This is a genomic window from Pedobacter sp. NJ-S-72 (genome assembly GCF_053890575.1).
The window spans coordinates 901,799-919,169 of sequence record NZ_CM132681.1 but is presented as its reverse complement, the minus strand read 5'-3'; the positions used below and the strand labels follow the sequence as shown (position 1 = coordinate 919,169).

The window sequence follows — 17,371 nt, the reverse complement described above, 5'->3', positions numbered from 1 at the left end:
ACATCAATTATTGTTTATAAATTACTGTATATCTCCGTATGCCTTCAATATCCTTTTCACCAGCTTATGTCTCACGACATCCTCTCCTGTAAGATAAATAATCTCAATACCAGGAATGTCATCCAGAATACGCAAAGCATTATGCAGTCCTGACATTTGTTTCTTAGGCAAATCGATCTGTGTAACATCACCCGTTACGATAAATTTCGCAGAAGGCCCCATACGTGTTAAGAACATTTTAAGCTGCAAATCTGTAGAATTTTGTGCTTCGTCCAAAATTACAAAACAATTATCTAAAGTACGCCCGCGCATAAATGCCAGAGGTGCAATTTCGATAGTTCTGTTCTCCAGATATAGTTTCAGCTTTTCTGCCGGGATCATATCATCAAGCGCGTCATATAACGGACGAAGATAAGGATCTACTTTCTCTTTCAAATCACCAGGTAAAAAGCCTAAGCTCTCCCCCGCCTCTACAGCAGGTCTGGTCAGGATAATTCTTTTAATCTCTTTATTTTTCAATGCTCTGACAGCAAGTGCTACTGCGGTGTAAGTTTTTCCTGTACCGGCAGGGCCGATCGCAAAAAGTACATCGTTCTTCAGAATACTGTCAACCATTCTGCGCTGATTAGCAGTTCTGGCTTTGATCATCATACCGTTATTCCCGAATACAATGACTTCTCCGCCGCCGCCGCCATTCACTTTTTCTGGTGCAGCATCAGCACCATAAGAATCTGCGTTATATTTAAACGCCAAAATTGATTCAATATCCCCCGGACTTAATGAACCATATTGTTCAAGATGTCCAACGAGTTTACCGAACTTCTTTTCAAAGAGTTTTTGCTCACCTTCATCACCTAACACCTTAACTTCATTGCCTCTGGCAACAACTTTCAGTTTAGGAAATGCGTGTTTGATCAACTCGTAATGCTCGTTGTTCGCACCCCAGAATTGTACCGGATCTACTGTTTCTAATGTTAGTTTAAGTTCGTTCAAAATATTGTTTTTTAGATAGGAGTGTATATTTTGATATAAAAGTTGAATATTTGTAGCGCTTTACCGCATACGCAAGAATAAGAATAAATATTCAATTTTTAATGGCCATTATCACTTTAACAACAGATTTAGGATCCAAAGATTTTTATCAGGCTGCACTGAAAGGCAGTATCCTGACGATCTTGCCTACAGCTACTATTGTTGATATAACCCACGAAGTTCCATCCTTCAATATTTCTTACGCAGCCTTTGTTTTAAAGAATGTTTACCACTATTTCCCTAAAGGCACTGTGCATCTGATAGGTATAGATTCAGTGTTCAGTGAAAACACAAAATATATCGGGTTAAAATATCACGATCATTATTTTGTTGGTGCAGATAATGGAATTTTTTCTTTGCTGTTTGACGGGAAACCTGATGAGGTTGTTGAGCTGAATATTATGCAGGATTTAAAGTATCTGCACTTCCCATTGGTTGATATTTTTGTTAAAGCTGCCATTCATCTTGCCAAAGGCGGAAAGCTGAAAGATATTGGATTACCAACAGCAAATATTGAAGAAAAGATGCTGCTGCTGACCCGGTTATTGAGAAAGATATGATCAGAGGAAGTGTAATTTATATCGATACTTTCTGTAATGTGATTACCAATATCACTAAAGAATTGTTCACCAAAATTCAGCGTAACCGGGATTTCACGCTATTTTTCCGAAAGAGCGAGACCATTACCCAATTAAGCTGGCATTATAACGAAGTTTCCGAAGGAGAAAAGCTATGTCTCTTTGGAATTAGCAATCATTTGGAAATAGCAATTAACAAAGGTAAAGCAAGTGGCCTGCTAGGCCTGCATCTTGGCGACATCGTCCGTATTCAGTTTCATCCCTGATCTTTCCCTACCCCCATACAATCTGTATAAATTCCTTTTCTGAATCAGGATAAGGCATAGATTTTGCTTTATCCACTAAAATAAATTATTATGATTAGATCTCTCCTTTTATTTATTTGCTTAAGCACCTCTATTAGCGCGTTAGCCGCACAAAATGACACTTCAGCTTACCAGGTACAGCGCTTAAAAAAAACGCCTTACTCGCAGAGCGAAGTGCTAAATTCGGGCAATACGATTTAAGTCTTAGCGCAAGAACCGGAATTTTCGGCTTACAGACAAAAAATGACCTTAAAAACTCCAATGAGATTTTACGCGGTATCATTCTGAACGACAATAATATTTTCAGGGAATTAAAAGTGCTGATGAACTATAAAGATCAGGAAGTACAGCAGGTACAAACCAATGCCGGCAATACCGCAAAGCGGATTGAAGCTTATATGCATACGATAAAGAAATTGCAGGACCAGAATGAAGAACTGAAAGCAAAAACAATAGACGTGGCAGCGAAAGAAAAAACGGAGACTTATACCATTATCTTCGCTATATTGATTGTTATTGCAGCTGGTATCTTCTTTTACACCAGGTCACGCAAAAAAAATTAGAACCTGTTTAACAGGTTCTTAATCTTCATGACGAGCACAATAATTAGTCAGTATCCCGACCAGAAACTTAGGTTCTATCCACGTAGATTTTTGGCGGCATCGTCTTATTTGCATCCGCTACATTGATAATCTGCTCAACTGAAACAGCAAACAATGTAAATGCAACTGCATATAGACTGTTATCAACCATGGTCTGAATTTCCTTTAAAGGTGTAGTTCCTCCTTCAAAAGTGATTCTTGCATTGGTACGCGGATCATCAATCCCTAAAACAGGTCCTAATAGTTGATTTTGCAAAATACTTACATCCAGTAATTCTACCGGATCATTCTCATCAAATACATGTGGTTTTGGATATAAAATATACCACTGAAAATCAAGGTACATCCCTATTTGATGTAATTGATCAGGATCAACTGGCAGATCAGATTTTTCAATCGTAAAAACACCTTCAAGGCTGGATAGAAAATCTTTAGCATTTAATCCGTTAAGATCTCTTACTAGCCTGTTGAACTGCAATACCCTGATCTCATCAGTATTCATAAATACAGTAGAGAAGAAGTCCATTTTTGACATGGCTGCTGCCCGATGATGACCATCTGCGATATAAACAGATTCTATGTTTCCTATTTCACTAGTAATCAAATCTATATCAGCCTGATCATCTATTAACCATACTTTATGTCCGGTCAGATCAGTAAAGACAAAATCAATCACTGGCAACTCCTTTACATACTTCTGCGTAATCAATTCGATTGCTTCCACAGGATGATAAGTAATCAGTACCGGGTTAGCATCCAGCCCGGTATTATGCAAGTATTCTGCCAGCTGCCGCTCTCTTCTTTCTACCGTTAGCTCATGTTTTTTAATGCTGCCATCCAGATAACTTTGAACATCACTTAAAGTCCATAAACCTGTCTGTGTAAACCCATTACAAGTCACCTGATAAATATAATAACAAGACCGGTTCACAGGAACCAGGACCTTACCATTCACGAAAGTATCAAAGTTTTCAGCAATCTTACGGAAGATCAAATCCTGATTCATATCACGCAGATAAGCATGATCCAATGCCGGATTGATTAAATGAAGGAACTGTAATTATTTTCTGAGGCAATTAATTTCGCCTCGCCTGTACTATAATATTCAAGTGGTCGTGTAACCACCGAGGACTGCAAATGTGCAGCAGGAATAAGCGCTGAAAATGGCTTTACTAAAGGCATGAAATAGGTGTTATTTGGTTTGGGACCGAATATAATCAAATCCCAAACCATTTAACTTATTTTCTTATTTTCATCAATATAATTATTGTTTTTTTAATGGTAATGAAGCTATCATGTGAAACACATGATGGTATCTTATTATTTTTTAAAATGCGCGATAATCAATGAAGCTAATTCTTCACCGATACGCTCCTGTGCTTCGTTCGTTGCAGCGCCAATATGCGGCGTTAACGAGATCTTAGGGTGCTTTAAAATCGCTTCCAATGGAGTAGGCTCATTATCAAACACATCCAAACCAGCAAAGGCAACTTTAGCACTATCTAATGCATTAATTAATGCTTGTTCATCAATAGTACCACCTCTTGAGCAGTTGACTACGCCAACACCTGGTTTCATCAGATCGAATTCAGCTGCACCTAATATCGGACGGTCAGCGAAAGGCGTATGTAAAGTAATGAAATCACTATTTTTGATAACTTCTTCCAGGCTTACAGTCTTAACAGGAATATCCAGCTTTAAATCACCTTGAAACTTCAATGTTAATTTACCATCAAACGGATAAAGATCATAAGCAAGTACATTCATACCGAGGCCTAAAGCCAAAGTAGCTGTTTCTCTTCCTATTCTGCCAAAACCTATGATTCCTAAAGTTTTACCTCTAAGCTCAGTACCTTTAGCATAATCTTTTTTCAGTTTGTTGAAATTGGTAGCTCCTTCAACAGGCATTTTACGATTAGCATCCTGTAAAAAACGGATACCTGTAAACAAATGCGCAAATACCAGTTCTGCAACTGATAAAGAGGATGCCGCCGGTGTATTGACAACCGCACGACCTTGCTCCCTTGCATAGTCTACATCGATATTATCCATCCTACTCCTCCACTCTGCAATCAATTTCAAATTAGGGCATGCATCAATTACATCCTTACGAACTTTCGTTGCACTTCTTACTGTAATCGCGTCATAATTTTGCAGCGCTTCAATCAGTTTATCCTGAGCAACAGTTTCTGTATCTACAATAAAACCGGCTTCTTCTAATAATCGTTTTCCGATAGGATCAATCCCGTCGTTTGCAAGTATCTTAATCATTAAATTTTATTTTTGGTGTTTCTCTGCAAAAACCTGCATCAATTCCACTAGTCTGTGTACACTTGTAATTGGTAAAGCATTGTAAATAGAAGCTCTGAATCCACCGACACTTCTATGTCCTTTAAGTCCTTCGATATCATTTTCTTCTACGAATTTCAGGAATGGTTTTTCCAATTCAGGATCTTCCATTACAAAACAGATATTCATTCTTGAACGGTCTTCTACTGCAGCAGTCCCTTTAAATAAAGGATTTCTGTCGATTTCAGTATATAAAGCATGTGCTTTAGCTTTGTTCTCTTTTTCAATATCAGCAACTCCACCTTTAGATTTTAACCATCTCAGATTTAACATCGCTACATAAATTGCAAAAACAGGAGGTGTATTATACATTGAACCACCTTCGATATGCACTTTGTAATCTAACATAGAAGGGATCTTATTTGTAGTTTTACCTAAAATCTCATCCTTAACGATTACCAAAACTGAACCAGCAGGGCCAATATTTTTTTGTGAACCAGCATAGATCAGATCATATTTTGAAACGTCAATCACTCTGCTCATAATATCAGATGACATATCACATACGATTGGCACTTTCGTCTCAGGCAGGCTGAACATTTCAGTTCCATAAATCGTGTTATTCGAGGTACAGTGGAAATAAGCACTGTCAGCAGGAATTGAATAACCTTTAGGAACGTAATTGAAGTTAGCGTCCTTCGAGGAAGCTACAACATTGGCAGTACCAAAGTTTTTCACTTCTTTAATAGCCTTATTTGCCCACACACCTGTCTCAAGGTAAGCAGCTGTCTGTCCTTCGCTTAACAGGTTCATTGGAACCATAGCAAACTGCAAACTTGCACCTCCCTGTAAAAATAAAACAGAGTATCCTTCTGGTACATTTAACAACTCTTTAACCAACTTAACAGCTTCAGCTAATACGGCCTCGAACTCTGGTGTACGATGGGAAATCTCTAAAATAGATAATCCATCTTTAAAATCTAAAACGGCTTGCGACGCCTGTCTAAACACTTCCTGAGGTAAAATACAGGGACCTGCTCCAAAATTATGTCTCATTTTATATGCTAATTAATTATTGTAAATGTAATTGTTTTATCCAAATAATATTTGGTTTTTTGAAATAACCATTAAAGTCATAGGTTTTATATAGTACTAATGGAAGATGCCGATTCACGCTTCATTGCTGTGATCATTTCTAAAGGAGATTCAGCGCCGAAAATAGCATTTCCGGCAACAAAAACATCAGCACCAGCAGCTAGTAAGTCACCTAAATTATTGATGCTCACCCCTCCGTCTACTTCGATCAGCAATCCCGGATTTACCTGGGCTGCCATCGCTTTGAGTCTTCTGATTTTCAACAGTGTATTTGGAATAAACTGCTGCCCGCCGAAACCAGGATTAACAGACATAACCAATACCATATCCAGTACCGGAAGGATATCAATTAACAGTTCTACAGGTGTATGCGGATTTAATGCAACACATGCCTTCGCCCCTGTTTTATGGATCGCCTGAATAGTTTTGTTTAAGTGTATACAAGCTTCATAATGTACTGTAATCATATTCGCGCCTGCGGTTACAAACTGCTCGATGTACTGATCAGGATTTACAATCATCAAATGCACATCCAGAGGTTTCTTAGCATATCTTTTAATAGCTTCTATCACCGGGAAACCAAAAGAAATATTAGGGACAAATACGCCATCCATGATATCTACGTGAAACCAATCCGCATCGCTAGAATTAATCATTTCTATATATCACGTTGTAAATTGGCAAAATCAGCAGAAAGTACAGAGGGGGCAATCAGGTGTTTCATGGGTTCTAATTGTAGTATTTTTATGGAAGTAAATATAAAAAAAAAAAACCCGTTCATCCCGCAGACTTAAGGAGATAAAAGGTGTATTGAATGTAATTTGCAAATACAAACGCCATAATATAAACGGAGAAATTCCAATTATTTAAGACGGAATAATATTCCGTGACAAAGACATGACAAGTCACAAACAAAATATTTAAACTATGATTTGGTAACATTCAGGAAAATTTCCTGAATGTTACCAAATCGTTAATTAATATATTTTTATATTATAATTTGCATTACGTTATCCCTTGAGCCCATGAGTTCGGGTGGCCACAGTTAAACTGTTTATTCGAAATTTCTAGAGTCAGAGTATATGGGGAGATTGGTATTAGAAGTTAGAGAGTCCGGAAAATCTGACCTATAATATTTTCTAAAAAAACGCTAAGAAAACCGTATCCTGAGTAACAGCAGGAGACGGTTTTTTTTTTTGCATACGCATTCATTACAAATGATTACTTTAATTTTATCTATAGAAATATTAGAACAAGAGTCCGGTATTGTACACCAGCTGTTCGTTTTCGAACGATTTAAATTTTACTTTAGGCCAAGATCGCGGTTTAAATTATCAAAAATCAACAAAAAAGGTAATGGCATATGTTTAGCTTCTGGCATAAAACAAATATTAACCTCAAATACATGTTTAAACTTGACCTCAAAATAGCATTACGCAGCCTTTGGAAAAACAAAGGATATACCTTAATCAATATAGGTGGTCTGGCAATCGGATTAGCGAGCTGTATGATATTACTGCTCTATGTAGCTTACGAATGGAGTTATGACAGACAGTTCACTAATCATGATAAAAACTTATGTTGTCTATAACAATGCCGAAACCAGTACACAAACTTTTAGCTGGGCCTGGACACCGAACGGAATGGCTGATGAGGTAAAAAATAAAATATCAGGGTAGCTTATACTTCTCACTCCACTTACCCGCAAGAACAACTCATAAGTAATGGAGAAAAGAATTTCAAAAAGAAAGCTATTTATACAGATCCGTCATTTCTCAAAATATTTGATTATAAAACTATTAAAGGAAATCCCAATACAGCTTTAACTAATGTTAATTCAGTAATTTTAACTGAAACCATGGCCAAAAATCTCTTTGGAGATGATGACCCCATCAACAAAATGGTCAAATTAGAAAGCAGAGAGGTTTTAAAGGTTGAAGCAGTAATTCAAGATGTCCCAAAAAACAGCAGCATTCAATTCGAATACCTGATGCCATGGTCGCTGTTTGTAAAACAAAATCCCTTTTCAAAACAAATAAATTGGGGAAATAATATGTGTTTAACCGTAGTTCAGCTTCAAAGCAATACTTTTTTTGATCAGGCCAATAACCAGATCAGAACAATTTATAAAAATCATATAAAAGATGCCACCAATCAGGCCTTGCTGCACCCTTTAACAAAATGGCACTTATACGATAACTTCGAGAACGGAAAATCGGTTGGAGGTAAGATAGATCAGCTCAGGATTTTTATCATTCTGGCCGTTTGTATCCTCTTGATTGCCTGTGTAAACTTTATGAACCTCTCAACCGCCAGGTCAGAGAAAAGAGCAAAAGAAGTTGGTGTAAGAAAAGCCATTGGCTCATCAAGAGGAGCTTTGATTGGTCAGTTTATGCTGGAGTCTGTTTTACTTTCTTTTATGGCGATGCTGGTGGCCTTTACTTTAATGGAACTCACCCTACCCTATTTTAATTCGCTATTAAATATTGAATTGATCATCAGATACCAGGATTGGACTTTCTGGTCAGTTTTGATTGGGTTAACTGCATTAACCGGTTTTATTGCGGGAAGCTATCCAGCTTTCTATCTCTCCTCTTTTGAACCTGTTAAAGTATTAAAGGGTTTCAGTACAGCCGGCAGCTCTTCACTTTCAATAAGAAAGATTTTAGTTATCTTTCAATTCGTATTTGCAGCTTGTCTGATCATTTGTACAGCCGTTATCTATCAGCAACTCAACTACATCAAAAACAAACCAGTCGGCTATAACAAAGCAAACCTGGTCCAAATACCCATACAGGGCAACCTTATAGGTAAAGAAAAATTAGCCCTGTTGAAAGAACGGCTAATTAAAAGTGGATCGGTAACCAATGTGACTTATTTTAGCAGAAGTATAAATGAAGGTGGCAACAATACGTTTAGTGTTTCATGGCCGGGCAAAAACCCTAATGAGGACATCTTGTTCAATAACCGTGATGCAGGTGAAGACTTTGCTAAAACCCTGGGTTCCGGCATGGTGTCCGGCAGAGAGTATTCTTCCAGATTTACCGCCGATTCTACAAGTATTGTCATCAACCAGGCCGCAGTAAAAGTAATGGGATTTAAAGATCCCCTAGGCAAAACCATAAATATTTTCGACAAACCTTATACCATCATAGGCGTAATGAAAGAAAGATTTTGTGATGGAATCACCATACAAAAATGCCGCTCCTATGTTTATCACCAATCAAATAGAAGGCGTCAAGTATATCATTGCTAGTCTGAATCCTGCACAAAGTGTAACTACTTCAGCAGCACAGATTGATGAGATTGTTAAATCACTAAACCCTAGCTTCCCGGTAGACAGAGTTTTTGTGGATGATAATTTTGCGCAAAAATTTCAAGATGAACGGTTATTAGGGATTCTATCAAACTGGTTTGGCGGTTTTGCAATATTTATCTCCTGCTTAGGTTTACTCGGACTTGCCCTGTTCATGGCAGAACAAAGAAAAAAAGAAATCAGTATCCGCAAAGTTTTAGGTGCAAGTACCCTGAATATCTTAACCCTTCTCAACAAAGACTTCATTAAACTGGTAGCTATCGCCAACCTGATTGCATTTCCCCTTGCCTATATTGTTATTAGTAAATGGTTATCAGCGTTTGAATTCAATGTAGGGATAACAGTTCTCCCTTTTGCTATAGCAATTGGCTTATCCTCAATTATAGCTATCCTAACCGTAAGCATACAATCCGTTAAAGTAGCCAAAGCTGCTCCAATAGATTCATTAAAACACGAATAGCTTAGATTTCAACCATAAAAAAAACGCCTCACGATTTATCTCGTGAGGCGTTTTTTTTTTTTATTCAGAGGAGAACTAAGCTGGCTTAGTTTCAACACCTTCTGGTTTCGGTGGACGAGGCAATAAAGCTTTTCTTGAAAGTTTCATTTTACCTTGTTTGTCGATGTCTAATAATTTAACCTGGATTTTGTCACCTTCTTTAAGAACGCCATCCATAGTTTCTAAACGTTCCCATGCAATTTCAGAAATGTGAAGTAAACCATCTTTACCTGGCATGATCTCAACGAAAGCACCAAACGGCATGATAGATTTTACTTTACCATCATAAGTAGCACCTATGTCTGGTTTAGCAGCGATTGCGTTAATACGTTTAACAGCAGCATCAATTGCAGCTTTATTATCCGCGAAGATTTCAACGATACCTTTGTTACCAACCTCTTCGATAGAGATAGATGCGCCAGTTTCACGTTGCATTTCCTGAATAATTTTACCGCCTGGGCCGATTACAGCACCTATGAATTCCTTGTCAATACTTAAAGAAACGATACGAGGAGCGTGATCCTTGTAATCTTCACGTGGAGCAGAGATCGTTTTAGCCATCTCATTTAAGATGTGTAAACGTGCCTCGTTAGCTTGTTTCAGGGCAGCTGTTAAAACTTCCCATTTCAAACCATTGATTTTTAAGTCCATTTGACAAGCAACGATACCTTTTTCAGTACCAGTCACTTTGAAGTCCATATCACCTAAGTGATCTTCATCACCAAGGATGTCAGTAAGGATTGCATATTTACCAGTTTTCTCATCAGTGATTAATCCCATTGCAATACCCGATACCGGAGCTTTGATTTTAATACCTGCATCCATTAATGCTAATGTACCAGCACAAACAGTTGCCATTGAAGAAGAACCGTTAGATTCAAGAATATCAGAAACGATACGGATTGTGTATGGGTTTTCTTCTAATCCTGGTAATACTTTTCTTAATGAACGCATAGCCAAATGACCATGACCAATTTCACGACGTCCGGCACCTCTGTTCGGGCGAACTTCACCTGTAGAGAATCCTGGAAAATTGTAGTGCAATAAGAATTTGTTGTATCCATTGACGAAAGCACCGTCAATCATTTGCTCATCATCTTTAGAACCTAAAGTAACCGTAGTTAATGATTGAGTTTCACCACGTGTGAATACTGCAGAACCGTGAGCAGATGGTAAGTAACTTACTTCACTCCAGATAGGACGTACAGTACGTACATCACGACCATCTAAACGCATACCTTCGTCTAAAACAAGGTTACGGATAGCATCGTATTGTACATCATGGAAATATTTTTTAGCTAAGAAACTAGTTACAGCATCAACTTCTTCACCAAGAGTTACTACGAAACCAGCTAAGATCAGCAATTTCTCAGTACGCTCATGTTTAGCAGTCTGGCTTTTAGCTACAGCATATACCTGATCATAAGTAGCAGCATAAACCTGCTCTTTTAATTCCGGGTTACTGTCTTCATGTGAATATTCACGTTTTTTAGTTTTACCTACTGCTTCAGCAAGTTCCTTTTGAACTTTAACCTGAACAACGATCGCTTTGTGTGCGAATTCGATAGCTTCAACCATTTCTTCTTCAGAAATCTCATCAGCTTCACCTTCTACCATTACGATGTCATTTTCAGTACCAGCTACTAAGAATTCTAAAGTAGCACGCTCTAAATCGCTAACATATGGATTGATCACTAATTGACCATCAATTTTAGCAACACGAACTTCAGAGATTGGTCCGTTAAAAGGAATATCAGAAACAGCGATGGCAGCTGAAGCAGCTAAACCAGCCAATGAATCTGGCATTATATTTTTATCAGAAGAAATCAAAGTGATCATTACCTGAGTATCAGAGTGATAACTTCAGGGAACATTGGACGTAAAGCACGGTCAACCAAACGGGAGATTAAAACCTCATAGTCTGATAATCTTGCCTCACGACGTAAGAAACCACCTGGAATACGACCTGCAGCCGCATATTTCTCCTGGTAATCTACAGATAAAGGTAAAAAGTCAACACCAGCTTTAGCACCTACTGAAGAAACTACAGTCGCTAATAACATTGTGTCACCCATTCTTACCACAACGGATCCATCAGCCTGTTTAGCTAATTTTCCTGTTTCAATTTCGATGGTTCTTCCATCTCCAAGATCGAACGATTTTTTTATTACATTCATTTACAAATTGTTGCGGTGTGTTTTCCTCTTTGGACACACCAGATTTATATATAATTATTTTATTTCTCAAAGTAAAAAAGCCATCCTTTAGAATGGCTTTTCTTGATATTTTAACGCTTATTTGCTATCTCTCGAACCTAATGGTTTGATAATATCTCTTAGCCCTAAAGCTTTGATAAATAGCACGGTAACGATTGATATCTTTTTTAAACAGGTAAGCCAAAATACCACGGCGTTTACCTACTAATTTTTGAAGAGACAATTGAGTAGAGAAATCTTTACGATTTTTCTTCAAGTGTTCTGTTAAGTGCGCGATACGGTAAGTGAATAACGCTACTTGTCCTTCTGCAGATCCTGTGTTAGATTCTACTTCGCCGTGTTTTTTGAAAATGTCGGCTTTTACTTCTTTACTTAAATACATTGCTTGAATTATACTAAAGTGTATATTGATTAATTAATTACGCGCAAAGATAGTGTAAGTTTTCAGGATAAACACATATCTGGATAAAATATTTCAATAACAAGCCCTCAAACTTTACTTTTGCAGGATGGAAAAGACTGAATATAGTATATTTGAGACAGCGCTAAAGGTAAGACCGGATGATATAGACATGTTTAATCATGTACATAACAGTAAATATTTTGATTATGTATTAGCTGCCCGTTACGATCAGATGGAACAATTTCTACAAAATGCCGATGGAAGAATTCCTTAAAAGTGGTTTTGGATGGGTGGTACGAACTGCACATGTAGACTATAAAAGACCATTGATTTTAGGAGATCAGCTAAAAATAAGAACAGGAATACTAACGATCAATGAAAAAGGCTGCCGGGTACAATTCGAAATCGAAAACGTGCGTACAGGTAAAATAGCCTCTGACGGATGGTTTGATTACGTATTAATTGACACAGCTACCGGAAAAGGATGTAAAGTAAGTGAGGAGATGATTAAAGCATACAGTGTGTAAAAATAACTTATATTATATAATTTATTTACATTAAATAACCTATTATTGCATAGGATAATAAATTACATGACAACACAACAAAACAGCGCCGCTAGCAAGACTAGCCGGATCTTCGACTTACTTAAACAAGCTGTTCAAGGGAAAGAACTTGATTTTACTCAGGGCAGTATGCGCAGAGCTGTTTTGTTGCTGGCTATTCCAATGATGCTGGAAATGATCATGGAATCAGTCTTTGCATTAGTAGACCTTTACTTTGTAGGACATCTCCAGAATAGCAGTGAAGCGATACAGACAGTTGGTCTGACAGAATCTGTGCTGGCCATTATCTATTCACTTGCCGTTGGAATGAGTATGGCCGCTACAGCAATTGTCGCCAGAAGAATTGGAGAGAAAGATCCCGTTGCAGCTGCAAAAGCTGGTATGCAGGCTATTCTGGTTGCCGTTGTATTTAACCTGGTCCTGAGTATTACCGGTTTCTTTTATGCCCGTGAAATTCTCATGCTGATGGGCGCTTCGGCATCAACAGCAACAGCAGGTACTCCTTTCATACAAATTATGATGTGCGGCAGTACAATCATCGTTTTACTATTCCTGATTAACGGGATTTTCAGAGGCGCAGGAAATGCAGCTATTGCCATGAAAAGTCTATGGGTTGCTAATCTGGTCAATATCATTTTATGCCCGGTATTAATCAATGGATTTGGCCCTATACCCCTCTTTCGGATTAACAGGTGCAGCCATGGCTACCACAATAGGCCGGGGAACAGGTGTATGCTACCAGGTATATCAGATGGTTAATGGAAAAGGACAGTTAAAGATCAGACTAAGCTACTTCTACCCCAATTTCAAACAAATCGCTGCATTATTAAAAATTGCGGTACCGGCTGTTTTCCAATTTGTCATTGCTTCCTGCAGCTGGATTTTCCTGGCACAGCTTGTTGCAACAACTGGTGGAGATCACGGTTCTGCTGGTTATCAGACCGCAATCAGGTTAATGATGTTCTTTATGCTTCCAGCCTGGGGTCTAAGTGGCGCCGCATCCACATTAGTGGGACAAAATCTGGGCGCAAAGAATCTTAAACGTGCGGAAGACTCCGTATGGCAGACAACAAAATATATTCTGATTTATATGGGAATCGCTATGGTGCTCTGTCTTCTGGCCGGCCATTATTTCATCTCTTTCTTTACGGACGACGTATTGATCCGGAGCATTGCTGCCAAAGGATTGAATATAATGAGTATGGGATTCTTATTTTACGGTGTTGGCATGGTGATGACCAGTACTTTTAATGGTGCAGGGGACACCGCAACTCCGACTATGATTAACTTCTTCGGTTTCTGGATATTTCAGATCCCGCTGGCATACATCTTAGCGAAACATTTTAGCTTAGGGCCGGATGGCGTATTTATAGCGATCCCGGTTGCCGAAACAGGAATCGCTATTGCTTCCTACATCTTATTTAAAAGAGGACGCTGGAAAACTATGCAGGTTTAATGAAGTTACCCGGCTCATCACCGCTGCCCGGGATATAACCTAAACCCGGTGTTAACCAATGTAAAAGCATTACCCTTGAATAGCGGTAATTAAATGGAGAACAGATAAATACTGTCAATAGCAGGATACCAACATAGTACCATAAATTATCATAGACAAGTGCTAAACCAAAAACATAAGTAGCTACACTTGCACTAATCATTTCTGCTACATTCATTGCATAACTAATAAACATGGCGACATAAAAAAAATCCGGGCTCTCTTTCGAAACGCAGATTGCAATGTGGACAAAACTCATTAGTAATCTGTCCTTTAAAAGAAAAAGAATACATTTTACCTGTAAAAATGTTACCCTGTCTGCATCTGGGGCATTTACACTGGATGACAGCTTCTAGCTTTGTAATAGGGACCATAACGTTAATTTTATTCGTAATAATTAATATACAAATCTAATCATTATAATACATCCAATTTATGATCTATATCATATGTTGTTTTAACAATCTTACCTCGGATTAATTTTTGACCTCTCCGCTTGCAGCCAGTTTTTTTGATTGATCTGATCACTGTTTCGACTCTTAAACCACTCATATCTGCCAGTGTTTGCCTGGTCATGTTCAATGTGGCACCGTTCTCTAAATCCTGACAGAGATAGTTGATCAGTGTATACAACCGGTGTTCTGCCTGTTCATTAGCCAGCTCTTCGAGCATCATAGATTTGATTTAAAATAGCCTTTTGCTCATCGTCATGATCAGATCCATACTAAAAGATCTGTTGTCTTCGATCATTTCCAGAAACGCAGCTCTATCCAGCAGGATAATTTCGGTATCTCGCGAAGCGATCGTATAGGCTAAATAAGGGCGGTCTAAAAGCAATGCCGGTTCCCCGAAATGCTGCTTCGATTTAAAGACCCCCTGTATAAATTCACGTCCATCCTGGTTAACAGTCGCCATTCTGACTTCTCCACTTTTGATAAAGTAAACATATTTAGGATGCTGTCCAGGCTCATAAACCACCTCTCCCTTTTTGTAAGAGGTGGTTTTAAAATTACGGTCTGTTAAATACTGAATATACATTTATCAATTTTAACCAATAGTCTCTTTAATCAGTTTCGTATAAAAGTCATTGAGTTTCAGACCAAATGCAGCAACCTGCTGAGGAATAAAACTGGTAACTGTTTGTCCTGGGATAGTGTTAATTTCAATAAAGCAGAAATCTCCCTCGTCACCCTGTAGAATAAAATCTATCCTGACTACTCCCCTGCAATTTAATTTAGCATAAACTGCCGTTGCAATCTCTTCTACACGTTTACGCGTTTCCGGACGCAGAGGTGCAGGTGTAGTTTCAACAGCTACTCCAGGAGTATATTTGGCTTCAAAATCAAAAAATTCTTTAGCAGTTTCAACTTCTGTAGCAGGCAGAACAGTGATTTTACCGTCCAGCTTAACCACTCCTACTGTGAATTCCCGTCCTTCAATAAATTCTTCAATCAGAATCTGAGTATCCTCTTTAAAAGCTTTATCAATTGCTGTTTGCAAATCATATTGATTTTTCACTTTGCTCATACCGATACTACTGCCACCATTATTCGGTTTCACAAAATAAGGCAAGGTCAGTGCGTTCTTAACATCAGACAGGTTATAAGGTGTATTTTTAAAGATCTGTACCGATTTAGCGATATGCAAATTTGGGATGTCCTGTACAATTGCTTTGGTATAACCTTTATTTCATGGTAACCGCAGAAGTTAACGCATCGCAGGTTGTATATGGTAAGCCCAGCATATCAAAATATCCCTGTAGTTTTCCATCTTCACCCGGAGCACCGTGGATAGCAATAAAAACGCCATCAAATGTTATCTTTCTGCCATTATAAAGTACCGAAAAATCATTACGGTCTACTTCAATCCTGACAGAATCTACGGGCTCATAGAACCATCCCTGTTGTGTCAGCATGATTTTATAAACATCAAATTTATCCGGATCAAGATTATGTGCGATAGTCGCGGCACTTTTCACAGAAATCACCCATTCACCAGTTGTACCACCAGTTATTAACGCTATTACTTTTTTCATCTATTATATATTTTTAAACGGCAATGAAGCCTTTATGCTTTCAGATATCGCTCAAAAATATTAAAATAGTTTATTCAGATCTCATTTAAATTCCGATAAAATATATTTTTAGTCTAAATTTGAGCCAAATACTACGCACACAAAATAAATAAATGGCAAAATTCATATCATACTTACAAACTAAATCATTCAGAAACAACCTATTCGCTGCCATCGCCACTGTGGCAGTACTCCTGTTTGTCGCTTTTTTCAGCCTTCGCTATTATACCAAACATGGGCAGGGATTAAATGTACCTGCGGTAAAAGGATTGTCTTTTAACCAGGCCGTATCAAAATTAGAGGCTTTAGGTTTACGTTATGAAGTAGACTCTGTATATATTATGGATATGCCTCCAGGGACAGTAATTGATCAGGACCCGGAAGCCAATACTTTTGTAAAAGATAATAGAACGATTTATCTGACTATAAATACTGCACAGGCTCCTAATGTTAAGTTTCCTGATGTTAAATTTAAATCTTTCATAGAAGCACAGGCAATCATTGCCAGCTTTGGATTAAAAATTGGTGACACCGTATATAAAGCTGACGTCAGCAGAGACGTTGTATTAGAAGTATCTTTTGGTGGATCAAGTATCAAACCAGGTGATGTTATCCCCAAGGGTCTAAAATAGATTTATTACTGGGTAATGGTCAGGGGAACGAAGACGTAGAGATTCCTGCGCTGTTAGGTTTCACAAAGGATGAGGCTGCTTTCTCTCTGAGAGGCTCAAATCTTAAACTTGGAACAATAACTTATGAGGGAAGTATTACTGACACTGCAAATGCCGTTATTGTTGCACAAAGCCCTGCACTTTCAGATACACTGTCAAAAGTTAAAATCGGAACGCCGGTAAACATTACTCTATCTAACAAGAAATAAGCGAAAAATCAGAATTCCAAA

At 38.1% G+C, this 17,371-nt stretch carries 19 protein-coding genes and 4 pseudogenes; 11 read left to right on the top strand and 12 right to left on the bottom strand.

Annotated elements, in window-relative coordinates; translation table 11 throughout:
* Positions 1–21: 21 nt before the first annotated feature.
* A complete protein-coding gene (locus ACWYN3_RS06035) occupies positions 22–993 on the bottom strand; it encodes a PhoH family protein (RefSeq protein ID WP_456220328.1) in 972 nt (323 codons plus the stop codon).
* 101 nt (positions 994–1,094) lie between these two features.
* Between ACWYN3_RS06035 and ACWYN3_RS06030 the strand changes: the two are divergent.
* Positions 1,095–1,876, top strand: a pseudogene (locus ACWYN3_RS06030) (SAM hydrolase/SAM-dependent halogenase family protein).
* 362 nt (positions 1,877–2,238) lie between these two features.
* Positions 2,239–2,478, top strand: coding sequence for a hypothetical protein (locus tag ACWYN3_RS06025; protein WP_456220327.1), 240 nt, complete (start codon positions 2,239–2,241; stop codon positions 2,476–2,478).
* 67 nt (positions 2,479–2,545) lie between these two features.
* Here ACWYN3_RS06025 and ACWYN3_RS06020 read toward each other — a convergent pair whose 3' ends face one another.
* From ACWYN3_RS06020 to rpe, 4 genes and pseudogenes are all read right to left on the bottom strand, one after another.
* Complete coding sequence (locus ACWYN3_RS06020; RefSeq protein ID WP_456220326.1) at positions 2,546–3,547, bottom strand: DUF1015 domain-containing protein; 1,002 nt, start codon at positions 3,545–3,547, stop codon at positions 2,546–2,548.
* Between the two features lie 290 nt (positions 3,548–3,837).
* The gene (locus ACWYN3_RS06015; protein ID WP_456220325.1) at positions 3,838–4,788 is read right to left on the bottom strand and encodes a D-2-hydroxyacid dehydrogenase; all 951 of its coding nucleotides are present in this window, start codon (positions 4,786–4,788) and stop codon (positions 3,838–3,840) included.
* Positions 4,789–4,794: 6 nt separating this feature from the next.
* Positions 4,795–5,862, bottom strand: coding sequence for a 3-phosphoserine/phosphohydroxythreonine transaminase (gene serC / locus ACWYN3_RS06010; RefSeq protein WP_456220324.1), 1,068 nt, complete (start codon positions 5,860–5,862; stop codon positions 4,795–4,797).
* A gap of 86 nt (positions 5,863–5,948) precedes the next feature.
* A pseudogene (gene rpe, locus ACWYN3_RS06005) lies at positions 5,949–6,625 on the bottom strand (ribulose-phosphate 3-epimerase).
* A gap of 681 nt (positions 6,626–7,306) precedes the next feature.
* Between rpe and ACWYN3_RS06000 the strand changes: the two are divergent.
* The 3 genes from ACWYN3_RS06000 to ACWYN3_RS05990 all read left to right on the top strand — a co-directional run bounded on the left by ACWYN3_RS06000 (position 7,307) and on the right by ACWYN3_RS05990 (position 9,677).
* Positions 7,307–7,492 (top strand): ABC transporter permease, encoded by a 186-nt coding sequence (locus tag ACWYN3_RS06000; RefSeq protein WP_456220323.1) that lies wholly within the window; start codon positions 7,307–7,309, stop codon positions 7,490–7,492.
* A 78-nt stretch (positions 7,493–7,570) separates the two neighbouring features.
* The gene (locus ACWYN3_RS05995; RefSeq protein ID WP_456222902.1) at positions 7,571–9,157 is read left to right on the top strand and encodes an ABC transporter permease; all 1,587 of its coding nucleotides are present in this window, start codon (positions 7,571–7,573) and stop codon (positions 9,155–9,157) included.
* Positions 9,111–9,677 (top strand): ABC transporter permease, encoded by a 567-nt coding sequence (locus tag ACWYN3_RS05990; protein ID WP_456220322.1) that lies wholly within the window; start codon positions 9,111–9,113, stop codon positions 9,675–9,677. Before ACWYN3_RS05995 ends, ACWYN3_RS05990 begins: the two co-directional genes overlap by 47 nt.
* 75 nt (positions 9,678–9,752) lie before the next feature.
* Here the strand turns inward: ACWYN3_RS05990 and pnp are convergent.
* A pseudogene (gene pnp, locus ACWYN3_RS05985) lies at positions 9,753–11,893 on the bottom strand (polyribonucleotide nucleotidyltransferase).
* Positions 11,894–12,010: 117 nt separating this feature from the next.
* Positions 12,011–12,314: pseudogene (gene rpsO / locus ACWYN3_RS05980) on the bottom strand (30S ribosomal protein S15).
* Positions 12,315–12,441: 127 nt separating this feature from the next.
* Between rpsO and ACWYN3_RS05975 the strand changes: the two are divergent.
* The 4 genes from ACWYN3_RS05975 (at position 12,442) to ACWYN3_RS05960 (ending at position 14,357) form a co-directional block, all read left to right on the top strand.
* Positions 12,442–12,609 carry an acyl-CoA thioesterase gene (locus tag ACWYN3_RS05975; RefSeq protein WP_456220321.1) on the top strand — a complete coding sequence of 56 codons (168 nt, stop codon included), beginning with the start codon at positions 12,442–12,444 and terminating at the stop codon, positions 12,607–12,609.
* Positions 12,587–12,862 (top strand): acyl-CoA thioesterase, encoded by a 276-nt coding sequence (locus tag ACWYN3_RS05970; RefSeq protein WP_456220320.1) that lies wholly within the window; start codon positions 12,587–12,589, stop codon positions 12,860–12,862. Before ACWYN3_RS05975 ends, ACWYN3_RS05970 begins: the two co-directional genes overlap by 23 nt.
* A gap of 66 nt (positions 12,863–12,928) precedes the next feature.
* Positions 12,929–13,660 (top strand): MATE family efflux transporter, encoded by a 732-nt coding sequence (locus tag ACWYN3_RS05965; RefSeq protein WP_456220319.1) that lies wholly within the window; start codon positions 12,929–12,931, stop codon positions 13,658–13,660.
* Positions 13,602–14,357 carry an MATE family efflux transporter gene (locus ACWYN3_RS05960; protein ID WP_456220318.1) on the top strand — a complete coding sequence of 252 codons (756 nt, stop codon included), beginning with the start codon at positions 13,602–13,604 and terminating at the stop codon, positions 14,355–14,357. The genes ACWYN3_RS05965 and ACWYN3_RS05960 overlap by 59 nt, the downstream gene beginning before the upstream one ends.
* Here the strand turns inward: ACWYN3_RS05960 and ACWYN3_RS05955 are convergent.
* The 5 genes from ACWYN3_RS05955 to ACWYN3_RS05935 all read right to left on the bottom strand — a co-directional run bounded on the left by ACWYN3_RS05955 (position 14,344) and on the right by ACWYN3_RS05935 (position 16,431).
* Positions 14,344–14,655: a DUF983 domain-containing protein gene (locus tag ACWYN3_RS05955; RefSeq protein WP_456220317.1), complete on the bottom strand. Its 312-nt coding sequence runs from the start codon at positions 14,653–14,655 to the stop codon at positions 14,344–14,346. The genes ACWYN3_RS05960 and ACWYN3_RS05955 overlap by 14 nt on opposite strands.
* A gap of 158 nt (positions 14,656–14,813) precedes the next feature.
* On the bottom strand, positions 14,814–15,071 hold the full coding sequence (locus ACWYN3_RS05950; protein ID WP_456220316.1) for a helix-turn-helix domain-containing protein: 258 nt from the start codon (positions 15,069–15,071) through the stop codon (positions 14,814–14,816).
* Between the two features lie 9 nt (positions 15,072–15,080).
* Positions 15,081–15,434 carry a Crp/Fnr family transcriptional regulator gene (locus tag ACWYN3_RS05945; RefSeq protein ID WP_456220315.1) on the bottom strand — a complete coding sequence of 118 codons (354 nt, stop codon included), beginning with the start codon at positions 15,432–15,434 and terminating at the stop codon, positions 15,081–15,083.
* A gap of 9 nt (positions 15,435–15,443) precedes the next feature.
* Positions 15,444–16,043 (bottom strand): D-alanine--D-alanine ligase family protein, encoded by a 600-nt coding sequence (locus tag ACWYN3_RS05940; RefSeq protein WP_456220314.1) that lies wholly within the window; start codon positions 16,041–16,043, stop codon positions 15,444–15,446.
* Positions 16,044–16,080: 37 nt separating this feature from the next.
* Positions 16,081–16,431, bottom strand: a complete 351-nt coding sequence (locus ACWYN3_RS05935; RefSeq protein WP_456220313.1) for a hypothetical protein — start codon at positions 16,429–16,431, stop codon at positions 16,081–16,083.
* A 152-nt stretch (positions 16,432–16,583) separates the two neighbouring features.
* Here ACWYN3_RS05935 and ACWYN3_RS05930 point away from each other — a divergent pair, with 152 nt between their 5' ends.
* Positions 16,584–17,102 (top strand): PASTA domain-containing protein, encoded by a 519-nt coding sequence (locus ACWYN3_RS05930; RefSeq protein ID WP_456220312.1) that lies wholly within the window; start codon positions 16,584–16,586, stop codon positions 17,100–17,102.
* Positions 17,099–17,350: a PASTA domain-containing protein gene (locus ACWYN3_RS05925; protein ID WP_456222901.1), complete on the top strand. Its 252-nt coding sequence runs from the start codon at positions 17,099–17,101 to the stop codon at positions 17,348–17,350. Before ACWYN3_RS05930 ends, ACWYN3_RS05925 begins: the two co-directional genes overlap by 4 nt.
* Positions 17,351–17,371 lie beyond the last annotated feature (21 nt).

Excerpts from the sequence above, each read along its gene's own strand:
- ACWYN3_RS06025 (WP_456220327.1), top strand. The coding sequence starts at position 2,239 with ATGAACTATAAAGATCAGGAAGTACAGCAGGTACAAACCAATGCCGGC.
- ACWYN3_RS06015 (WP_456220325.1), bottom strand. The coding sequence starts at position 4,788 with ATGATTAAGATACTTGCAAACGACGGGATTGATCCTATCGGAAAACGA.
- serC (WP_456220324.1), bottom strand. The coding sequence starts at position 5,862 with ATGAGACATAATTTTGGAGCAGGTCCCTGTATTTTACCTCAGGAAGTG.
- ACWYN3_RS06000 (WP_456220323.1), top strand. The coding sequence starts at position 7,307 with ATGTTTAAACTTGACCTCAAAATAGCATTACGCAGCCTTTGGAAAAAC.
- ACWYN3_RS05990 (WP_456220322.1), top strand. The coding sequence starts at position 9,111 with ATGTTTATCACCAATCAAATAGAAGGCGTCAAGTATATCATTGCTAGT.
- ACWYN3_RS05975 (WP_456220321.1), top strand. The coding sequence starts at position 12,442 with ATGGAAAAGACTGAATATAGTATATTTGAGACAGCGCTAAAGGTAAGA.
- ACWYN3_RS05970 (WP_456220320.1), top strand. The coding sequence starts at position 12,587 with ATGCCGATGGAAGAATTCCTTAAAAGTGGTTTTGGATGGGTGGTACGA.
- ACWYN3_RS05965 (WP_456220319.1), top strand. The coding sequence starts at position 12,929 with ATGACAACACAACAAAACAGCGCCGCTAGCAAGACTAGCCGGATCTTC.
- ACWYN3_RS05960 (WP_456220318.1), top strand. The coding sequence starts at position 13,602 with ATGGCTACCACAATAGGCCGGGGAACAGGTGTATGCTACCAGGTATAT.
- ACWYN3_RS05955 (WP_456220317.1), bottom strand. The coding sequence starts at position 14,655 with ATGAGTTTTGTCCACATTGCAATCTGCGTTTCGAAAGAGAGCCCGGAT.
- ACWYN3_RS05950 (WP_456220316.1), bottom strand. The coding sequence starts at position 15,071 with ATGATGCTCGAAGAGCTGGCTAATGAACAGGCAGAACACCGGTTGTAT.
- ACWYN3_RS05945 (WP_456220315.1), bottom strand. The coding sequence starts at position 15,434 with ATGTATATTCAGTATTTAACAGACCGTAATTTTAAAACCACCTCTTAC.
- ACWYN3_RS05935 (WP_456220313.1), bottom strand. The coding sequence starts at position 16,431 with ATGAAAAAAGTAATAGCGTTAATAACTGGTGGTACAACTGGTGAATGG.
- ACWYN3_RS05930 (WP_456220312.1), top strand. The coding sequence starts at position 16,584 with ATGGCAAAATTCATATCATACTTACAAACTAAATCATTCAGAAACAAC.